17 protein-coding genes are annotated in these 17,665 nt (G+C 71.5%); 7 read left to right on the top strand and 10 right to left on the bottom strand.

Annotation, left to right across the window (positions count from 1 at the left end):
- Positions 1–86 precede the first annotated feature (86 nt).
- Positions 87–572, top strand: a complete 486-nt coding sequence (locus tag MFF30_RS13710; RefSeq protein ID WP_238279976.1) for an MmcB family DNA repair protein — start codon at positions 87–89, stop codon at positions 570–572.
- A gap of 180 nt (positions 573–752) precedes the next feature.
- Complete coding sequence (locus MFF30_RS13705) at positions 753–2,090, top strand: adenylate/guanylate cyclase domain-containing protein (RefSeq protein ID WP_238279975.1); 1,338 nt, start codon at positions 753–755, stop codon at positions 2,088–2,090.
- 89 nt (positions 2,091–2,179) lie between these two features.
- Here the strand turns inward: MFF30_RS13705 and MFF30_RS13700 are convergent, their stop codons facing one another.
- From MFF30_RS13700 to MFF30_RS13685, 4 genes are all read right to left on the bottom strand, one after another.
- A complete protein-coding gene (locus tag MFF30_RS13700; protein WP_238279974.1) occupies positions 2,180–2,392 on the bottom strand; it encodes a hypothetical protein in 213 nt (70 codons plus the stop codon).
- A gap of 225 nt (positions 2,393–2,617) precedes the next feature.
- Positions 2,618–4,096 carry a protein adenylyltransferase SelO gene (locus MFF30_RS13695; RefSeq protein ID WP_238279973.1) on the bottom strand — a complete coding sequence of 493 codons (1,479 nt, stop codon included), beginning with the start codon at positions 4,094–4,096 and terminating at the stop codon, positions 2,618–2,620.
- Between the two features lie 129 nt (positions 4,097–4,225).
- On the bottom strand, positions 4,226–4,606 hold the full coding sequence (locus MFF30_RS13690; RefSeq protein WP_238279972.1) for a hypothetical protein: 381 nt from the start codon (positions 4,604–4,606) through the stop codon (positions 4,226–4,228).
- A gap of 47 nt (positions 4,607–4,653) precedes the next feature.
- Entirely contained in the window at positions 4,654–5,604 is a 951-nt protein-coding gene (locus MFF30_RS13685; RefSeq protein ID WP_238279971.1) for a phosphatase PAP2 family protein, read from the bottom strand.
- 254 nt (positions 5,605–5,858) lie between these two features.
- Between MFF30_RS13685 and MFF30_RS13680 the strand changes: the two genes are divergently transcribed.
- Positions 5,859–6,440 carry a 3'-5' exonuclease gene (locus tag MFF30_RS13680; RefSeq protein WP_238279970.1) on the top strand — a complete coding sequence of 194 codons (582 nt, stop codon included), beginning with the start codon at positions 5,859–5,861 and terminating at the stop codon, positions 6,438–6,440.
- 6 nt (positions 6,441–6,446) lie between these two features.
- On the opposite strand, the gene MFF30_RS13675 is transcribed toward MFF30_RS13680, so the two are convergent.
- From MFF30_RS13675 to MFF30_RS13665, 3 genes are read right to left on the bottom strand one after another with little or no spacing between them, the layout of a single operon-like run.
- Positions 6,447–8,930, bottom strand: a complete 2,484-nt coding sequence (locus tag MFF30_RS13675; protein WP_238279969.1) for a branched-chain amino acid ABC transporter ATP-binding protein/permease — start codon at positions 8,928–8,930, stop codon at positions 6,447–6,449.
- A 5-nt stretch (positions 8,931–8,935) separates the two neighbouring features.
- Positions 8,936–9,805, bottom strand: a complete 870-nt coding sequence (locus MFF30_RS13670; RefSeq protein ID WP_238279968.1) for a branched-chain amino acid ABC transporter permease — start codon at positions 9,803–9,805, stop codon at positions 8,936–8,938.
- A gap of 13 nt (positions 9,806–9,818) precedes the next feature.
- Positions 9,819–11,006 (bottom strand): ABC transporter substrate-binding protein, encoded by a 1,188-nt coding sequence (locus MFF30_RS13665; RefSeq protein WP_238279967.1) that lies wholly within the window; start codon positions 11,004–11,006, stop codon positions 9,819–9,821.
- Positions 11,007–11,199: 193 nt separating this feature from the next.
- Here MFF30_RS13665 and MFF30_RS13660 point away from each other — a divergent pair, with 193 nt between their 5' ends.
- Positions 11,200–11,613, top strand: a complete 414-nt coding sequence (locus MFF30_RS13660; protein ID WP_238279966.1) for a nuclear transport factor 2 family protein — start codon at positions 11,200–11,202, stop codon at positions 11,611–11,613.
- 7 nt (positions 11,614–11,620) lie between these two features.
- On the opposite strand, the gene MFF30_RS13655 is transcribed toward MFF30_RS13660, so the two are convergent.
- Positions 11,621–12,334: a GntR family transcriptional regulator gene (locus MFF30_RS13655; protein WP_238279965.1), complete on the bottom strand. Its 714-nt coding sequence runs from the start codon at positions 12,332–12,334 to the stop codon at positions 11,621–11,623.
- 506 nt (positions 12,335–12,840) lie between these two features.
- On the opposite strand from MFF30_RS13655, the gene MFF30_RS13650 reads away from it, so the two are divergent.
- The 3 genes from MFF30_RS13650 to MFF30_RS13640 all read left to right on the top strand — a co-directional run bounded on the left by MFF30_RS13650 (position 12,841) and on the right by MFF30_RS13640 (position 15,681).
- Positions 12,841–13,734 carry a TIGR02285 family protein gene (locus tag MFF30_RS13650; RefSeq protein WP_238279964.1) on the top strand — a complete coding sequence of 298 codons (894 nt, stop codon included), beginning with the start codon at positions 12,841–12,843 and terminating at the stop codon, positions 13,732–13,734.
- Between the two features lie 95 nt (positions 13,735–13,829).
- A complete protein-coding gene (locus MFF30_RS13645; protein WP_238279963.1) occupies positions 13,830–15,131 on the top strand; it encodes a GGDEF domain-containing protein in 1,302 nt (433 codons plus the stop codon).
- A 190-nt stretch (positions 15,132–15,321) separates the two neighbouring features.
- Positions 15,322–15,681, top strand: coding sequence for a hypothetical protein (locus tag MFF30_RS13640; protein ID WP_238279962.1), 360 nt, complete (start codon positions 15,322–15,324; stop codon positions 15,679–15,681).
- 18 nt (positions 15,682–15,699) lie between these two features.
- Here MFF30_RS13640 and MFF30_RS13635 read toward each other — a convergent pair whose 3' ends face one another.
- Entirely contained in the window at positions 15,700–16,569 is an 870-nt protein-coding gene (locus MFF30_RS13635; protein WP_238279999.1) for an NAD(P)-dependent oxidoreductase, read from the bottom strand.
- A 54-nt stretch (positions 16,570–16,623) separates the two neighbouring features.
- Positions 16,624–17,658, bottom strand: coding sequence for an alpha/beta fold hydrolase (locus MFF30_RS13630; RefSeq protein ID WP_283205897.1), 1,035 nt, complete (start codon positions 17,656–17,658; stop codon positions 16,624–16,626).
- Between the last annotated feature and the right edge of the window lie 7 nt (positions 17,659–17,665).

Here is a 17,665-nt window from a genome sequence, read left to right as displayed (position 1 = left end):
GGGGTCGCAGGTGACAAGGCGGCCGCCGGCTGGTTTGCTGGGCGCGATCCCGATTCGGAACAGATCGCACGACCGACCGGAGCCGTATGTCAGCAGCCCTCGCGAACGTCATCCTCCCGCCCGACCGGCGCCAATCGGCCACCGCGCTCCAGGTCCAGCGCGGCGTCCGGCGGCTCTTCGCCGAACTCGGTCACGTCACCATCCCGGAATTTTCCCTGGCCAACGGTCGGCGTGCCGACGTCATCGCCCTGTGCCCGGCCGGCCGTCTGACCATCGTGGAGATCAAGTCGAGCGTGGCGGATTTCCGGGCCGACCGGAAATGGCCGGATTACCGGGGTTACTGCGACCGTTTCTATTTCGCGATCCCCGAGACCCTGTCCACCACCCTGACCCCGGACGAGGCCGGCCTGATCGTCGCCGACGCCTTCGGGGCCGCGATCCTGCGCGACCCCGCCGATCACCCCCTGAGCGGCCCCCGCCGCAAGGCCGTGACCCTGCGCTTCGCCCACAGCGCCGCGCGCCTGCTGCACGCGCTGGCCGACCCCGGCGCCATTCGCGAGGGCGCGCTTTGAAACGTGTGCCCGGACGCGTGTGCCCGGCCGGCGCGGCGTGATAGAGCATTTTCGGTGATCCCTGGATCACCGACAATGCTCTATCTCATTGCGGGGTCGCCTTTTCTTCACGCGAGCCGGCATCCACCTCGCTTGAAAATGCTTTAAGGCGCCGCCCCACCCTGATCGATCGCCCCCGTCATGCGTCTCCCTTCCCGTCGCCGTCCGAACGCGGGTGATTCCACGGTCCTGAATCGCCTCCAGCTCGCGTCGGGGCGCCGCTCCCTCGTCCTGCACCTCCTCATCGTTCTGGTGCTGCTGGCCACCGCCCAGGGCTACGACGGCTCGAGCCACTCCATCCATCACTGGGTCGGCCTCGGGGTCTACGCCGTGGTGTCCCTGGGGCTCGCCCTCGCCGATTGGCGCGCCGCCCATCGCGATGGGCGCACGGAACGCACGAATGCGTGGCTGACCTGGAGCGCGACCCTGCTGAATGCCGGCGTGGCCCTGTTCCTCGTCGTCGAGCACATCCTGGTCGGCGCGGTGGAGACGGAGGAGACCGCGACGGCGGTGAGCCGGCTGCCGGCCTTTCTCCTGCTGCTGCAGACGGGTCTCAGCATGCGGGTCTGGCACACGGTCGTGTTCTCGGGGCTCGTGAGCCTTGCCTGGGGCGGCACCATCCTGCTCGCGTTCCTGGAGCCCGACCACACGCTGCTCGGCCCCTACGTCACCCTCGAGGAGGAGGTGACCGGCCTCCTGACCTTCGCGGCCGCGAGCCTCGTGGTCATCGACGGGGTCCGGCGCCTGCGGTCGGCGGTGAGCACGGCCCTGCGCACGGAGCGGGAGCGGGCCAGCCTCGCCCGCTTCGTGCCCAGCCGGGTGGCGGGCGAGCTGGCGGAGAGCGGCGGCGGCCTCGCTGGGGTCCAGTCGCGTCACGCCTGCCTGTTCGGCCTCGACCTGCGGGGGTTCTCGGCCTTTTCGCGGGAGCATTCGCAGGAGGAAGTGGTGCGGGCGCTGCTCGACGTTCGGGCGCTCACCCACGTGGCGGTGATGGAGCACGGCGGCATTGTCGACAAGTATGTGGGCGACGGCATCCTGGCCCAGTTCATCGTCGGGCGGCCGCAGGCCCAGGCCGAAGCGGCCCTCGGCTGCGCCCGGACCATCGCGACGCGGCTCGAGCGGCTCAACGCCGAGCGACGCGGCGAGGGCCGGCCGCTCCTGCGCATCACCATGGCGCTTCATGCGGGCGAGGTGCTGGTCGGCGTCTTCGACGACGGCCACCGGGCCGAGTTCACGGTGCTGGGGACGGCGATGAACCGGCTCGCCCGGATCGAGGCACGGGCGAAGGCGGCGAACCTGACGCTCGCGGGGTCGTACGATCTCGTCCGGCTGCTCAGCCCGGCCGTCCGCTCGCGCCTGCACCTCGCCGACATGCCCCCCTCGGACTGCGCGGACACGCGCGACATGCGGCTCTTCGCGGTCTCGTGGCACGAGGGTGCCGAGGCAGCGCGGGATGAGGCCGTCACGCCCGCGGCCTGAGGCCGGGGTCTCTCGCCACGACCGCGATGTCCGGGGCGGTGCAGCGTTGGTAGCCTTCACCGCACCGGATACGACCCGATGGGAAGGGTTCATCCCGAGAAGGAGCCGACCCCCTCGAAGACGCTGAGACCGGCCTTGGCGTCACTCTCGGCCAGCAGGGCCTCGTGCAGGGCGGCGTCACGATCCTTCGCTTCGGCCGGCGCTGCCCGAGGTTCGGAACGGGGTGCCTGCGGCTGGGGTGGCACGGTCGTCTCGGGTACGGGCGGCCAGATCGGGCGATCCGGCTTCACGATCTGGCTCATCGGTACACCTGTCCGCTTGGGCTAACGCACCCATGGAATACGGTATACCAGAGCTTTTGCAAACCGCGCCTGTGGCGTCGGGCGGGGACCGTCAACGGCGGGCATGGCCGGCTCGGCCCTCTCGGAGCCGGGCCGCTCCAGCGGTTCGGCCGGACCCTCCCCGATCCCGCCCGTCACGGTATCGCGTGTCCTTCTCGCCCGGCCGCCCGCGCCGGTTCTATGCCGTCAGGTGCCGCAGAAGGTCTGCAGCACCCGCTCGTGCGGCTGGGGCGGCTCGGCATAGGCCGCGAAGGCGGGCTGGTCGTCGTAAGGCCGGGCCAGAACCGTCACGAGTTCGTGGAAGGGCGCGAAGTCATCGCGGGCGATGGCTGCCTGGATCACCGCCTCGACCCGGTGGTTGCGCGGAATGAAGGCCGGATTGACCCGGTCCATCGCCGCTCGGCGCGCGGCCGGATCAAGTGGCTCGGCGGCGAGCCGCGCCCGCCAGCGGGTCGCCCAGGCGTCGTACAGTCCCGGGTCGCCGAACAGGTCGCGCACGGCCGCGTCGCCTTCCGGGCCGAGGGCGGCCTGCCCGAGCCGCCGGAAGGTCAGGGTGAAGTCGGCGCCGCCGGCCTGCATCGCCTCCAGGAAGGCGCGGCCGAGTTCGCCGTCCGCATCCTGGTCCGTCGTGAGGCCGAGCTTGGCCCGGAGACCGCCGTGATAGGCCGCCTCGAACCGGGGCCCGAAGACGGCGAGGCAATCCTGCGCCACGGCAATGCCCGCCTCGGCCTCGTGCGCCAACAGGGGCAGGAGCGCCTCGGCGAACCGGGTCAGGTTCCAGTGCAGGATGCCGGGTTGATTGCCGTAGGCGTAGCGGCCGTACTCGTCGATGGCGCTGAACACGGCCGAAGGGTCGTAGGCGTCGAGGAAGGCGCAGGGCCCGAAATCGATGGTCTCGCCGGAGACCGCGCAATTGTCGGTGTTCATCACCCCGTGGATGAAGCCCACGAGGAGCCAGCGCGCGACGAGGTCGGCCTGCCGCTCCACCACCCGGGTCAGCAAGGCGGCGTAGGGATTCGGAGCCTCCGCCAGGTCCGGGTCGTGCCGGCCGATGACGTGGTCGGCCAGCGCCCACACGCCGTCCACGTCGCCCCGCATGGCGAAATACTGGAAGGTGCCGACGCGGATATGGCTGGTGGCGACCCGGGTCAGGACCCCGCCGGGCAGCACCGTCTCGCGCATAACCGAATCCCCCGTGAGCACCGCCGCCAGGGCGCGGGTGCTGGGGATGCCGAGCGCCGTCATGGCCTCGCTGATGATGTATTCGCGCAGGACCGGCCCAAGGGCGGCGCGGCCGTCGCCCCGCCGGGAGAACGGCGTCGGGCCCGAACCTTTCAGCTGGATGTCGCGGCGCAGGCCGTCGCGGCCGACGACCTCGCCGAGGAGGATCGCCCGTCCGTCGCCGAGTTGGGGCACGCGGTTACCGAACTGGTGGCCCGCATAGGCCATCGCCAGGGGCTCGGCGCCCTCCGGAACCCGGTTGCCCGCCAGCACGGCGACGCCCTCGGGGCTCTCGAGCCAGGCGGGGTCGATTCCGAGTTCCGCGGCGAGGTCCCGGTTGACCCGGATCAGGCGCGGCGCCGCCACGGGCGTGGGATCGACGGAAGCGAAGAAGTGCTCCGGCAGGCGGGCATAGGTGTTCGTGAAGGGGATGGCGGCTGTCATCGAGGGCTTGGGTCCCGTATGCGGCGCGGCGGGCGGCTCTGACCACGAGGTGGGGTACCGCGCGCGTCAAGGCAAATCATGTCAGCCCCGACAGCGCGCGCGGTGCCGTCCTATCCTGACGTCGCGCGATCAGCGGTCGGCGTGCCGTCCCCGGGTCGGGTGGTGGCGAACGGCGCGGTGGCGCCGGCGCGACGGCTCCGCGACCGCGTCGTCCGGTGCGAAGCGGGCGCCGCGCAGCCCGGTGCCCTGCACGGCGTCGTAGGGGCCGCGCCCCGTACGCGCCCGGTAGGCGGCGCCGGCGAAGTCGCCCGGGGTCGGCGGCGTGCCCGGCTGCGAGAAGCTGGTCTCCGGGCGATAGGCCGGCCCCCAGCCGATTTCGTCGTCGCCGGCCGGGTCCTTGCCGGGGAAGCCGGTGACGTAGCCCGTGCTCTGGGCGGCGGCCGGCAGCGGCAGGGCGCAGACCCCGGCGCAGGCCAGGGCCGCCGCGAATCGAAGGCTGGGAAGGCGCATGTCGATCCTCTCCGGGAATGGAGGCGCACGGACCGTGTCCCGTGCCGTCACCTCGGACAACGCGACCCGCACGGGGCGGGTTCGGACCTCTGGCCCGATGGCCGGGCGCGGCGCCCCCGTAGGATCGCGCGCCCGCCGATGACCGCGACCGAGAGCATGAAGCCGGCGAGCAGGTCGGGCAGGTAATGCCCGCCGGCCCCGAGGGTCGCCACGATGACGACGGCGTTGAGGGCGATCGCCAAGGGGCCGAGGATCGGGATCGGCGCCAGCGCCCAGGCGGTCAGCACCGCGAGGCAGACATGGAAGGACGGGAACGTCACGAGGCCGCGGATATCTTCCAGGGCCAGGACGCGCAGGGTGCCGGCACGCAGGTGCTCCAGGGCATCGAGGTGCCAGAGGGCGCCCATGGTCTCGATCGATCCGTCCGGCACGGTGACGAGGCCGTAATGCACGAAGGGGCCGGCGGCGGGCACCAGGGCGGCGACGAGAACGACCGCGAGGAGCAGCACCGCGAACATCCGCACATAGGCCCAGAGCCGGCCGACCCGGAGGGTCGCGCTGAGCGCGATCACCGTGAGGCCGACCTGCGGGCCGCTGGTGTGGTAGGCGAGGGCCAGCCACCAGGCGAGGCGCGGATGCGCCTGGAGGACCGCGAGGTAGCCCGGCCAGTCGAAGCCCAGCGCAGCCTCGGCCCGCGCCAGCCGCGCATCGGCCAGCGGCAGGGCCCAGGTCGCGGTGAGGTAGTGCAGCACTGCGAGCGGCACGGTCACGGCGACGAGGGCGGCGCTCGCCAGCGCCATCGCCCGCAGCTTCGGCTCGGACAGGACGGGGCCGAACAGGGTGGCGAGTGCGAGGAGCGCCGCCACCAGCGCCGCAGCGACGCTAAAGCCGAACGGCGCCAGGGCGATCCCGGCCCGGCGCAGCCACACCGCGTCGAGGACGGCCACCGCCAGGGCAAGGCCCCAGAGCGCCGGATGTGGCGCGGCCAAGGCAGCCAAGTCGGCCGAGATCCGGCCGCTATGGAGGATGGGTCTTGCGGAGAGGAAGCGCGTGAGCGAGGTGGGGGCGGAAGCGGCGAGCCGACGGCGCGTCCCGCGCGCGGGCATCGAGATCGGTGTTGCGTCGCTCACCCGGGGTCCTTCGCGGTACGTCGAAGCCGGAACTCGGCTTTGCGCGGGTTTGTTGCCCGGCATCGCTTCTTTTCCCGCGCCAATTCCCGTGCCGAGCCGGTTTCCGCCCCGAGGGTCCGCCGTTGAGCCGCATCGCCTTCCTGGATTTCGAGGCGTCCTCGCTCGCCAAGACCAGCTACCCGATCGAGGTCGCGTGGGTGTTTCCCGAGGGCGGTTCGGAGAGCTTCCTCATCCGTCCGGCCCCGGGCTGGACCGACTGGGCGCCCGAGGCCGAGGCGGTGCACGGGCTCGCCCGGGAGCGCCTGGTGCGGGAGGGGGTCGCCCACGACTGGGTGGCGCTGCACATGCTGACAACCTTGCGCGACGTCGCCCTCTACGCCTCGGCCCCCTCCTGGGACGGGCAGTGGTTGAGCCGGCTCCTGCGCGCGGCCGGCCTGCCGCGCCACGCCCTGCGGCTGAAGGCGACGGCGGAGGCGCAGCGCCGCGCGATCCTGGATGTGCTCGCGGCGGGCGGCATCGACCCGACGGCGCGCGACGCCCTGGCGGGCAAGCTCCTGGCCACGCTGCGTCAGGACGCGCGGGACGATCCGGCCCCGGAGCATCGCGCCCTGTCGGATGCGCGCCGGGAATGCGGGCGCTGGGCGCGCGCCCGGGACCGCGCCGAGGCGATGCTGCGCGACGCCTCCGCCGCCGTGCAGGGTTGAGCGGCCTCAGGCAGCGCCCAGATAGGCTGCCTCCAGGCCGGCATCGGCGCTGAGTTCGGCGGCCGTCCCGGCGGTGACGACGCGGCCCTGCTCCAGCACGTAGCCGCGATCGGCCACCGTCAGGGCCAGGGCCGCCATCTGATCGACGATCAGGATGGTGACGCCCTGGTCGCGCAGGTCCGCCACCACCGCGTAGAGTGCATTGATCATCGCGGGCGCTAGGCCGAGGGAGGGCTCGTCGAGGAGGAGGATGCGGGGATGCGCCATCATCCCGCGGGCGATGGCCAGCATCTGCTGCTCGCCCCCCGAGAGCAGGCCCGCCCGACTCGTCGCCCGGTCGCGCAGGCGGGGAAAGCGGGTGAGCAGCGCCTCGATCTCGGCCGGGTCGATCGGCGCCGCGCGGCCATGGGCCCCGAGGCGGATGTTCTCGATCACGGTGAGTTCGGGAAACACCTGCCGGCCCTCGGGCACCAGGGCAAGGCCGAGGCGGGCGATGGTGTGGGCGGGCAGGTGCGCGATGGCGCGGTCCTCCAGCACGATCGCACCGGTGACGGGCCGGAGCAGGCCGGCGAGGGCCCGCATGGTCGTCGACTTGCCGGCGCCGTTGGCGCCGAGCAGCGCCACGGTCTCGCCGGGGCGGACCTCGATGGCGACGCGGTCGAGGACCGGGGCGGCGCCGTAGCCGGCGGTGAGGCCCAGGGTGGAGAGCACCGCGTCGGCGGGCGGCGTCCAGGCGGCCGCGCGGGGCCGGGCGGGCGTGTCGGCGCCGCCGAGATAGGCACGGATCACCGCCGGGTCGCGGCGGATCGCGGCCGGATTCCCGTAGGCGATCGGCCGCCCGGCATCCATGACCAGGATCGCGTCGGAGACGCCCATCACCAGGGGCATGTCGTGCTCCACCAGCACCACGGCGATGCCCTGCCCGGCGATCCGGCGCAGGAGACCGCCGAGCGCGTCGGTGTCGGCCCGGGTCAGGCCGGCGGCGGGCTCGTCGAGGAGGAGGATGCGCGGGCGTCCGGCCAGCGCCCGGGCGATTTCCACGAGGCGGCGGTCGACATGGGGCAGTTCCGCCGCCGGCCGGTCGAGGTCGCCGGCATAGCCGACGAAGGCCAGCAGGGCGGCGGCGGCGGCGCGGTCCTGTCCGCCGGAGCGGCGCCGGAGGCGGCCGGGCTCGAACGCGAGGGCGACGTTGTCGAGGACGCTCAGCGAACCGAACAGGCGCGTGGTCTGGTAGGTGCGGGCGATGCCGGCCCGGGCGATGACGTGGGCCGGGGCGCCGGCGAGATCACGGTCGCCAAGGCGGATCGCCCCGGCTTGCGGCCGGTAGAAGCCCGAGACCATGTTGAGAACGGTGGTCTTGCCGGCGCCGTTGGGCCCGATCAGGCTCGTCACCGCCCCGGGCTGCGCCGTGACCGAGACGCCCTCGGCCGCGCGGATGCCGCCGAAGCTGATGCCGATGCCCTCGACCACCAGGGCCTCGGCCCCGCGCTGCCCGATGAGCCGGGCGAAATCCATCGCCGGCGGCAGGGCGCCGGTCCGCGCCCGCGGCAGCAGCCGGGCCGCGCTGCCGACGATCCCCGAGGGCACCAGCCAGAGCACCACCAGGGTGGCGAGGCCGAAGAACAGCAGCCGGTACTCCGCGAGCCCCGCAAGCGTCTCGGGCAACAGCACGGTGACGAGGGCGCCGAAGAGCGGCCCGAGCACGGTGCCGGCGCCGCCGACCACCACGGAGAGCACGAACAGGATCGACTGCGCGAAGGGAAACGAGCTCGGCGCGATGAACAGCATGAGGGGCGGCAGCACCGCCCCGGCGAGGCCCGTCAGCGCCGCCGAGATCGCGAAGGCCAGGGTCTTCACCCGCACCGGATCGAATCCGAGGGAGGCGGCCGCCACGTCGGCGTCGCGCACCGCCCGCATGGCCCGGCCGAGGCGGCTGCGGGCGAGGCGGTGGAAGCCGTAGAGGCTGAGACCCGCACCGATCACGGCGAGAAAGGCCAGTTCGCGCTCCGCTAAGGGGAATCCAAACAGGCTCGGCCCGACGGTGACCACGAGGCCGTTCTGGCCGCCGGTGAGCGACCCGCCCTCGATCAGAGCGTGCTCGACGATGAAGCCGAACGCGATGGTGACCATCGCGAGATAGGGGCCCTTCACCCGCATGGCCGGCACCGCGAGGCCGGCCCCGACGAGCCCGGAGACGAGGCCGGCGGCCGGCAGCGCTGGCCAGAAGCTCAGGCCGGCTCCGGTGAAGATCGCGCTCGCATAGGCACCGATGGCGTAGAACCCCGCATGCCCGAAGGAGATCAGCCCCGTCAGGCCGAGGAGGACGTTCAGCCCGGTCCCCGCCACGGTGGTCAGGGCCACCAGGGCGATGACGAAGTGGCTGTAGCCCCCCGTCAGCCCGACGAGACCGAGCCCCGCCAGGGTGAGGGCGAGGATCGTGAGCGGCATGCTCTTCAGGAGTTCGGCCGCCGGTGCGCGCAGGGCGTTCATCGGGCTCAGACCTTGTTGATCGCGGCGCGGCCGAGGAGCCCGTCGGGGCGCAGGGCTAGGGCCAGGATGATCACCGAGAACACCACGAGCTGGGTGTAGGTGGAGCCGAGGGTCGCGGTGACGCCGGCCTCGACGAGGCCGTAGAGGAGGCCCGCCAGCACCACGCCGGTGGCCGAGCCGATGCCGCCCAGGATCGCCACCGCGAAGGCCTTGATCCCGAACAGCGCCCCCATCTCGGCCGAGACCGAGAACAGCGGCGCGATGAGGAGGCCGGCGGCCCCGGCCAGCAGCGCCGAGAGCGCGAAGGCGCAGGCCACCGTGCGCCGGACGTCGATGCCCATCAGCCGCGCGGCGTCGGCGTTCTGCGCCACCGCCAGCAGCACCCGGCCGAGATCGGTGCGGCGGAACAGGGTCTGGATCGCCACCGCCACCGTGAGCCCGACCACCGGAATCAGGAGCTGGAGCGGGTAGATGCCAGTGCCGAGGATCTCCACCGGTGACACCGCGAGCGACGAGGGCAAGCTGCGGGGCTCCTTGCCGAAGGTGAACAGCATTGCGTTGTCGAGGACGATGCCGCCCGCCACGGTGGCGAGCAGCCACGCGTCCGAGCCCTTCTCGACGAAGGGCCGCACCAGCAACCGCTCGACCGTTAGGCCGAGGAACGCGCAGCCGAGAAGCGCTCCGAGGATCGCCACCGGCATCGGCCAGCCCAGGGTCACCCCCAGGCTGTAGCCCAGCACCGCCCCGAGGGTGACGGCGCTCCCTTGCGCGAAGTTCACGGTGCCGGAGACCGCGTAGGTGATGTGGAAGCCGAGCGCCACGAGCCCGTACATGCTGCCGAGGCCGAGGCCGGTGATGAGCGTTCCGGTGAGCATCGGCCCTGCTCCGTCAGTTCGTGACGGCGACGATCTCGCCGTTCTGGAAGCGGGTGAAGACGTAGTCCTGCGGCCCGAGAGCGTCGTGCTGGCCCGGCGCGAAGGGCTTGTCGTAGGTCTTGATCAGGCCCGGATAGGTCGCGACCTTGTAGAAGCCGTCGCGCACTTCCGGCCCCTTGGTCGAGCCGGCGGCCTTGATCGCCAGGGCGAGCAGGTGGGTGGCGTCGTAGGCGTTGGCGATGCCCACCGCCGGGGTCACGTCGGCCATCGACTTGATCGCCGGGTACTTCTTCTTGAGGGCGTCGAGGACGGCGAGCGCCTTCGGGCTGGTATTGCCCGCGAAGGTGAAGGTCTGGATGAAGTGGACCTTAGCCGCGCTCGGCCCGGCGAGCTCGTCGAAGCGCCCGCCGGCCGGGCCCCAGTGCGAGACCACCGGAACGCTCCAGCCCATCCGGTCGAGGGATTTCACCACCTGGGCCGAGGGCCCGACATTGCCGACGAGGAACAGGGTGTCGGCGCCGGCCTCGCGCAGGCGGATGAGCTGGGGCACCATGTCGAGATCGGCGGCCTCGTACTTCTCGATGCCGGCGGCGGGCAGATTGGCGGCCTTCAGCGCCGCGGTCAGGCCCTGCTGGTTCGACTCGCCCCAGGCGTTGTTGACCAGGATCATCCCGGGCTTCTTCGCCCCGTGCGTCTTCACCGCGTAGGCGACCAGGGCCTCGTCGACTAGGGCGTCCACGGCCGAGACCCGGAAGGCGTAGTTGTCGGCGGCGCCGTTGCGGGTGATGCCGGTGCCGGCGGCCCAGGGTCCGAGGAAGGGCACCTTCATCTGGTTGGCGATGGGCACCAGCGCCATCGAGACCGGCGTGTCGAGGCCGCCGACCAGCGCTACCACGCCGACCCGCTGGATCAGCTCGCGGGCGGCGAGCACGCCCTTCGACGGATTGGCCTCGTCGTCCCGCGCCACCAGCTCCAGGGGCCGCCCGAGCACGCCGCCGCCGGCGTTGATCTCGTCGATGGCGAGCCCGATGCCGCGGGAGATCGCCTCCCCGGACTTGGCCGATTGCCCGCTCAGCGCCGTGACGAGACCGATCCGGATCGGATCCTCGGCCCGGGCCACGCCCCCGAGGGGCAGCGCGAGGGCGAGGCAGGCGCCGAGGGCGAGGCGGCGGGTCAGGGTCGGCATCGGACGGCTGCGCATGGGGGTGTCTCCGGCGGGTGCTTCGCGACACAGGTCCGCAACCCCCGTGCCATTGGCTTCGGCCTTGCGTTTGCTCACGAATTTTCGCGATGCCCCGGCATCCTGCCTCCGGAATCGCCAAAGTGCATACACTTATTGCATGCACTTTGGCGGTATTTGCGGCAGGGAGAGGCTTATTCCCGGAGATACCGCCATGACCGCGCATTCGACCGACACCACCGCCCGCGACGCCGCCAACGTCACCGCCTATCTGGAAGCCTCGATGGTGCCCGACCCTGAGCGGGCGGCGACCTACATGGCACCGGGCATCACCATCGTGTTCACGGGCGGGCGCACCTTCGGCCACCCCCGCGAGGTCACGGCCTTCAACGCCGGACGCTACGCCTGGGTGAAGAAGCGCATGGAGCGCCTCGACGTGGTACCGGGCGACGGCATCACCACGGTCTACAGCCTCGGCACGCTCTACGGCGAATGGCCGGACGGAACGCCCTTCGAGGGCAACCGCTACGTCGACCGGTTCACGGTGCGCGACGGCCTGATCGTGACCATGGAGGTCTGGAACGACAGCGCCGAGCGCATCCTCAGCCAGCACGGTCTGAACACGTAAGGCGCGCTCAGCCGCCCACGGGCTCGATATAGGGCGCGAGCAGGCGGCCGAGGTCGCGCTCCCGCGGTGGGCTCGCGACGATCCGGGCCCGCTCGGCCACCGCGTCGAGGTGGTGGTCCATCAGCGCCATGGCCCGCTCGGGTTCACCCGCGATCAGGGCGGCGACCAGGGCGCGGTGCTCGGCGACCCCGCACTCCGCCGAATGCGGCCGGCTGTAGAGCGAGAGCACGAGGGCGCAGCGGTAGCCGAGCTCGGCCACGTAGCGCTCCAGTACGGGGCTGCCGGTCATCTGCGCGAGCAGCAGGTGAAACTCGGTGGCGAGGCGGATCGAGGCGCCGTCCGCGCCGCCCTGCGCCGCCTCCTCCCGGCCGATATGGGCGTCGAGCGCCGCCTGCTGGTCCGGCGTGAGACGCCCGGCCAGGCGGGCGACCACGAGGCGCTCCAGGCTGATGCGCACGTCGAAGGTGTCGCGCGCTTCCGCCCAGCTCGGGGTCGCCACCACGGCGATGCGGTTGCGCCGCAATTCCACCAGCCCCTCTCCCGCCAGCTGCCCGAGGGCCTGGCGCGCGATGGTGCGGCTGACGCCGAAGCGCTCGCCCAGGGCATCTTCCGGCAGCCGGTCGCCGGGCATGATCGCCCGCTCGACGATCGCCCGGCGCAGGGAGCGGCAGATCGAACCCACCCGATCCCGGTTGTCCACCCGTGTCGCGTCGTCCCGCATGTCGTCCCGCTTCCTCCCGTGCGCCCCGACGGTTCGGAAAGCACGAGCGGGACCAGACGGGGTCCTGTGCCGCCGGCCGGGTTTCCGCAAGGTCCCGCAACCGGTCGGCGCGACCGGGCGCGGCCATCCGGTAAGGAAATCGTTGCCCGCCCCGCGCGGGGCTTGACGGCTCACATCGCAAATGATCTTAGGATAATTTATCAGCTGACCCCAACAACGGCGCGACATAAACCATATATCTTATCATCAGATGAGAATAACTTTAGAACAAAATTACCTCATAACTCACGACCTGCAGCGTCTGATTGCTATAGTTGGACGAATACGAGATTTTGTTCGGTATCGAGCATCGTCGTTAACGGATTGTTGAGCATCCATCGAGCATGGATTTTAGGATGTGAGCCGGGATACGGGCGATGGGGGGAAGGCTTGTCTTGCCGATGCTGTGACCGCCCGGACGGGTCAGCGACGATCCCGTTCCCGCTGCCGGCGGAGCATCGGGCTTGATGGGCCGAGCGAATCCGCTCTCGCGGCTCCGCCCGAGGCACGCCGTCACGCGGATCGCGTGGGCCGTCACCGCCCTCCTGGCGATGATGGCCGGCGCACGGGCCGAGGAACCGGGTCCGCCGAAGCAGGTGACGTGGACGCGCTACGACGCGGCGCCGTACATGATCACCGATGGTCCCGAGGCCGACACCGGCATCTTCGATCGGGTTCGCCACATCCTGATGGACCATCTCGCCGACTACACGCACCAGACCCTGGTCGTGCCCTTCCCCCGCGTGGTGAGCGCGATGAAGCAGGGAATGGAATGGTGCTTCGTCGGCGGCGTCCAGACGCCGGAGCGCGACGCCTACGCGTATTTCTCGCGCCCAACGGGCCTGTTCTACCCGTTGCGGATCGTGGTCCGGGAGACGCAGCGGGCCCGCTTCGAAGCGCTCGGCCCGCTCTCGCTACGCAGCCTGCTGACGGACCATCCGAACCTGCGCACCAGCGTCCTGCGCCAACGCGCGATCGCGCCGAGCGTCGACGCACTCCTGCAGGCATCGACCTCGGCCCAGAGGCATTCCGAGTTCAGCGAGGCGTTCCGGATGCTCAAGAACGACAGGCTCGATTATCTCGTCGAGTTCGCGAACATCGCGGCCTATTACGCCAAGGCCCTGGGCGAGCCGGAGCCCTGGATCGGCCTGCCCATGGCGGAGAGCCCCGAGCCCATCTTCAGTCGCGTGATGTGCCCGCGCACGCCGTGGGGACGCGCCGTCATCGACCGGATCGACGCGTTCTTGCCCGCGGAACGCGCGAGCGCGCGCTATCGCGGCATCGTCGAAGCGTGGTCGGCGCCCGAGGATTTGCCTAAGCTTCGCGCCGTCTACGATTCGTCCTTCCTGTCGAGCGAGTAGCCCCGCGGATGCCGAAACCGCCGTTCCGATTCCGGTCGCCTGGGCCGCCGGGGGGAGCTCCTCCGGCGGCCAGCCGCGCCCTGGCGACGCATCTGATGCGGGTCATCTTCGGCTGCTACGTGGTGGTGGCGGTCGCGCTGACCGGCGTCCAGATGGCGATCGAGTACCGGCGCGCCAGCGACCGGCTGCAGGAGGACGTGGCGGCGATGCAGCGCACGTTCAGCCCCGGCCTGGAGGATGCCCTCTGGCGGTACAACGCCGCGGTGCTCGGCGGCATCCTTACCGGCATGAAGGAGATCCCGGTCGTCCTCGGCGTCGAGGTGCGCGACGAGCGCGGCGAGCGGGTCCAGGCTCTCGGCACGGTGACCGGCGCGCAGGGCCACGCGGTGCGGGTGGATGCGGAGGGCCGGGAAAGCCCGGTGACCCCGGGCTTCGGACGCCCCTTCAGCAGAACCTTCGCCCTCGTCCATACCGAGCGCGACGGCCAGCGCTTCCCCGTCGGATCCTGGACGCTGCACTCCGACGATGCGATCGCCCTCGATCAGGTCAAGAACACGCTCGTGGTGATCCTGATCAACGCGATGCTGAAATCGTTCGTGCTCGCGCTGATCTTCTTCGTGGTGATCCGGCACATGGTCGGGCAGCCCTTGAGCCAGATCAGCCGCTTCCTGGCGCAGCTCGACGCCGACAACCTCGGCGCACGCCCGCTCAGGCTCTCCACCGGCGGACGCCATGAGCTCCACGCCCTGACGGACACCCTCAACGGCATGGCGCGGCGCCTGCGCCGGGCCTTCGCGGACAATGCCCACCTCATGGACGAGTTGCGCGCGGTGAACGCTTCGCTGCAGGCGCGCGTGGAGGAGCGGACGCGCGAACTCGAACACCTCGCCCACACCGACCTGCTGACCGGGCTGGACAACCGCCGCCGGCTCGACGCGGCGCTGGAAGCCTGTGCCATCCAGTCCAGGGCGGACGGCGCGCCGTTCAGCGTGATCCTGGCCGACGTGGATCACTTCAAGGCGATCAACGACCGGCACGGCCACAAGGTCGGCGACCGGGTGCTCGTCGCCCTCGCGGCGGCGCTACGCGACGGCGTCCGACCCGGCGACACCCTGGGCCGCTGGGGCGGCGAGGAGTTCATGATCGTCTGTCCCGGCACCGGGCTGGCGCAGGCCAGGGCCCTCGCGGAGGCGTTGTGCCACCGCATCGCGGCAACGTCCCTGCCGCTGACCGGCCCGCAGACCTGCTCCTTCGGCGTCGCCGAATCGCGGGTCGGCGAAAGTCCCGACTGCCTCGTCACCCGGGCCGACGGCGCCCTCTATCACTGCAAGGGCAACGGCCGAAACCACGTCGAGACCCAGTCCGGCCCACAGGACCGGGAACGCGGCGCCGCGTGATACCGGCACCCTGTCCCTGAGGACCGGCCTCGGTTCGAGACGGCTTGGAGTCGAGACGGCTTGGAGTCGAGACGGCTTGGATTCGAGACCGCGCGGGTATCCGGCGCGCCTGCGTCACAGGGGCGGCGGCGAACGGGCGACGCCATGGCGCGTTGCACGCCTACAGATCCGCGCACGGACATCCAGACCCATGACCCTCCGGTCCGAAACACCCCCCGTCCCCGGCAACCTTGCGGTGGAGACGCCGCCCGAGTCCGATCGGCCCACCACCGCCATGCTGAAGGCCGATATCGACAGCGGCCGGACCGGCGACAAGATCGCCCATTACGACCCCGGCCTGTCGCAGCTCGGCACCGACGACGAGGCGGCGGGCAACGCCCCCTCGCATGCGCGCATCGCCCTCGCCCGCAAAACCGAGGCCGCGCCGCCCAAGGTGCGGAAGGCCGCCCGGCCGGAGGACGGCAGCGGCTGGATCATGCCGCTGTTCATCGGCTGCGCCGCCCTGGTGCCGGTGGTAGTCGGCGTATCGCTGTTCGTCTTCAACCGCTGAGCCGAAAGGCGTCGGGCGTCAGGCCGGCCGGCCGCGCCGGCGGGCGACCTCCGCCAGGGCGGCGAGGTCCTTGTCGGCATCGCCATGGCCGATCGCCTCGATGAGATTGTCGCGCAGCACGCTCGCGAAGGGCATCGGTACGCCGGCGGCTCCGGCGGCGGAGAGCACCAGTCCGACATCCTTGGCGCCGAGCTTGAGGTTGAACCCCGGCGGTTCGTAGCGCCGGGCGGCGATGAGGCCGCCGTAGTTCTTGTAGACCGGCGAGGCGAACAGGGTGCTGGTCAGGAGGTCGAGGAGGTCGGCCCCCGTCACGCCATGCCCTTCCGCCAGGGCCGCCGCCTCCCCCATCGCCTCGATCGCCGCGATCAGCATGAAGTTGCCCGCGAGCTTGACCGCGTTGGCGCGGTGCGGCTCGGGTCCGAAGCCCCAGGTCCGGGTGCCCATCGCGTCGAGGAGGGGCTGAGCCCGGGCGATCGCCTCCGGGTCGCCGGCCGCCACGATGTTCAAGGCGCCGGCCTCGGCGACGTCGGGGCGCCCGAAGACCGGGGCGGCGATGTAGGGCACGCCCGCGCGGGCATGGATGGCGGCGAGATCCTGCGCCAGGGCGACCGAGATCGTGCTCATCGAGAGGTGGAGGCCCGGACGCCGGTCGCCGTCGAGGAGCCCACCCTCGACGATCACGCCGCGCAGGGCCGCGTCGTCCGCCAGCATGGTGATCGCCGCATCCCCCGCGAAGGCCTCGGCGGCGCTCGCCACCGGCGTGACGCCCGCGAGGCCGTCCGCCGCGCCGGGCGAGCGGTTCCAGACCCGGACGCCGTGGCCCGCCCGGACCAGGCTCGCCGCCATGCCGCGCCCCATCCGGCCGAGGCCGATCAGTCCGACATCCATGCCCAGTCCGACCTTCATGCCCATGACGTGTCTCCCGTTGCGGTGGTCCGGCGCTCAGTGACCGTTGAGGAATTCGAGCGTCAGCGTGTTGAACCGGTCCGTCGCTTCCATGTGGACGAGGTGGCCGATGCCCGGCAGCACGACGGCGCGCCCGCTCGGCATCTGCCCGGCCAGCGTCCGCGCGTGCTCGGCATTGCGCCCCATGCCCGGCCGCAGGGCCTCCGGCGCGAAGGGCTTGCCCGGAGCGTTGTGGTCGTTCTCGCCCATGACGAAGAGCGTCGGGACCGCGATCAGCGGGATCTCGTGCACCACCGGCTGGCCCCAGATGGCTTGGTAGGAATTGACGAAGGACTGAAGCCAGCGGGGATATTCGCCCGAGCCCTTCACCCGCTCGCGCAGCGACACGAAGGGCTCGATGGCGGAGGCCGGCAGCGACAGGGCATAGTTCGTCATCAGCTGACGGCGGTAGGACTCGGCCGTGGCGTCGCCCTCCAGGCGCAGCAGGGTGGCGTCGGAGACCGGCGGCACCGTGAACCGGTAATCCTCCAGGCCGATCGGCGCTTCGAGCACGAGGCTGTTGACCCGGGTCGGCGCATTGCGGGTCAGGCGCACGGCCAGCATCCCGCCCATGGAATGCGCCACCACGTCGACCCGCTTCAGGCTCAACGAATCGAGCAGCGCCAGGGTGTCGGCCGCCATGGCGTCGAAGGTGTAGGGACCCACGGGCTTGGCCGACTTGCCGAAGCCGAGCTGGTCCGGGGCCACCACGCGGTAGCCCGCGCGGGTGAGGGCCTGGATCACCGGCTGCCAGTAGCTCGAGGGGAAATTGCGCCCGTGCAGCAGCACGACGGTGCGCCCGTTGGCCTGGCCTTCGGCGGCCACGTCCATGTAGGCGAGGCGCTGGCGCTCGCCATCGCGCATCCGCTCGAGGAAGAACACCGGATAGGGATAGGCGAAGCCCTCGAGCCCGATGCCGAGGGGCGCGGTGTCCGTCCCGGCCGTCTGTGCGAGGGCCGGTGCCAGGGACACAGGCATGACGGACATCTGGGCCGCCAGCACGAGGGCGGAGATCTTGAGAAGCGCGTCCATGTGGACT

The sequence above is a fragment of the Methylobacterium goesingense genome (assembly GCF_022179225.1).
Taxonomy (GTDB): Bacteria; Pseudomonadota; Alphaproteobacteria; order Rhizobiales; family Beijerinckiaceae; genus Methylobacterium; species Methylobacterium goesingense.
Note: the sequence above shows the minus strand (reverse complement) of the source record. Positions and strands in the feature narration are given on the sequence as shown.

What these genes read in the sequence shown, in the direction of transcription:
- MFF30_RS13665 (WP_238279967.1), bottom strand. Translation starts at nt 11,006, where the DNA reads ATGCGCAGCCGTCCGATGCCGACCCTGACCCGCCGCCTCGCCCTCGGC.
- MFF30_RS13640 (WP_238279962.1), top strand. Translation starts at nt 15,322, where the DNA reads ATGACCCTCCGGTCCGAAACACCCCCCGTCCCCGGCAACCTTGCGGTG.
- MFF30_RS13660 (WP_238279966.1), top strand. Translation starts at nt 11,200, where the DNA reads ATGACCGCGCATTCGACCGACACCACCGCCCGCGACGCCGCCAACGTC.
- MFF30_RS13675 (WP_238279969.1), bottom strand. Translation starts at nt 8,930, where the DNA reads ATGAACGCCCTGCGCGCACCGGCGGCCGAACTCCTGAAGAGCATGCCG.
- MFF30_RS13705 (WP_238279975.1), top strand. Translation starts at nt 753, where the DNA reads ATGCGTCTCCCTTCCCGTCGCCGTCCGAACGCGGGTGATTCCACGGTC.
- MFF30_RS13695 (WP_238279973.1), bottom strand. Translation starts at nt 4,096, where the DNA reads ATGACAGCCGCCATCCCCTTCACGAACACCTATGCCCGCCTGCCGGAG.
- MFF30_RS13700 (WP_238279974.1), bottom strand. Translation starts at nt 2,392, where the DNA reads ATGAGCCAGATCGTGAAGCCGGATCGCCCGATCTGGCCGCCCGTACCC.
- MFF30_RS13655 (WP_238279965.1), bottom strand. Translation starts at nt 12,334, where the DNA reads ATGCGGGACGACGCGACACGGGTGGACAACCGGGATCGGGTGGGTTCG.
- MFF30_RS13710 (WP_238279976.1), top strand. Translation starts at nt 87, where the DNA reads ATGTCAGCAGCCCTCGCGAACGTCATCCTCCCGCCCGACCGGCGCCAA.
- MFF30_RS13670 (WP_238279968.1), bottom strand. Translation starts at nt 9,805, where the DNA reads ATGCTCACCGGAACGCTCATCACCGGCCTCGGCCTCGGCAGCATGTAC.
- MFF30_RS13650 (WP_238279964.1), top strand. Translation starts at nt 12,841, where the DNA reads ATGGGCCGAGCGAATCCGCTCTCGCGGCTCCGCCCGAGGCACGCCGTC.
- MFF30_RS13630 (WP_283205897.1), bottom strand. Translation starts at nt 17,658, where the DNA reads ATGGACGCGCTTCTCAAGATCTCCGCCCTCGTGCTGGCGGCCCAGATG.
- MFF30_RS13635 (WP_238279999.1), bottom strand. Translation starts at nt 16,569, where the DNA reads ATGGATGTCGGACTGATCGGCCTCGGCCGGATGGGGCGCGGCATGGCG.
- MFF30_RS13690 (WP_238279972.1), bottom strand. Translation starts at nt 4,606, where the DNA reads ATGCGCCTTCCCAGCCTTCGATTCGCGGCGGCCCTGGCCTGCGCCGGG.
- MFF30_RS13645 (WP_238279963.1), top strand. Translation starts at nt 13,830, where the DNA reads ATGCGGGTCATCTTCGGCTGCTACGTGGTGGTGGCGGTCGCGCTGACC.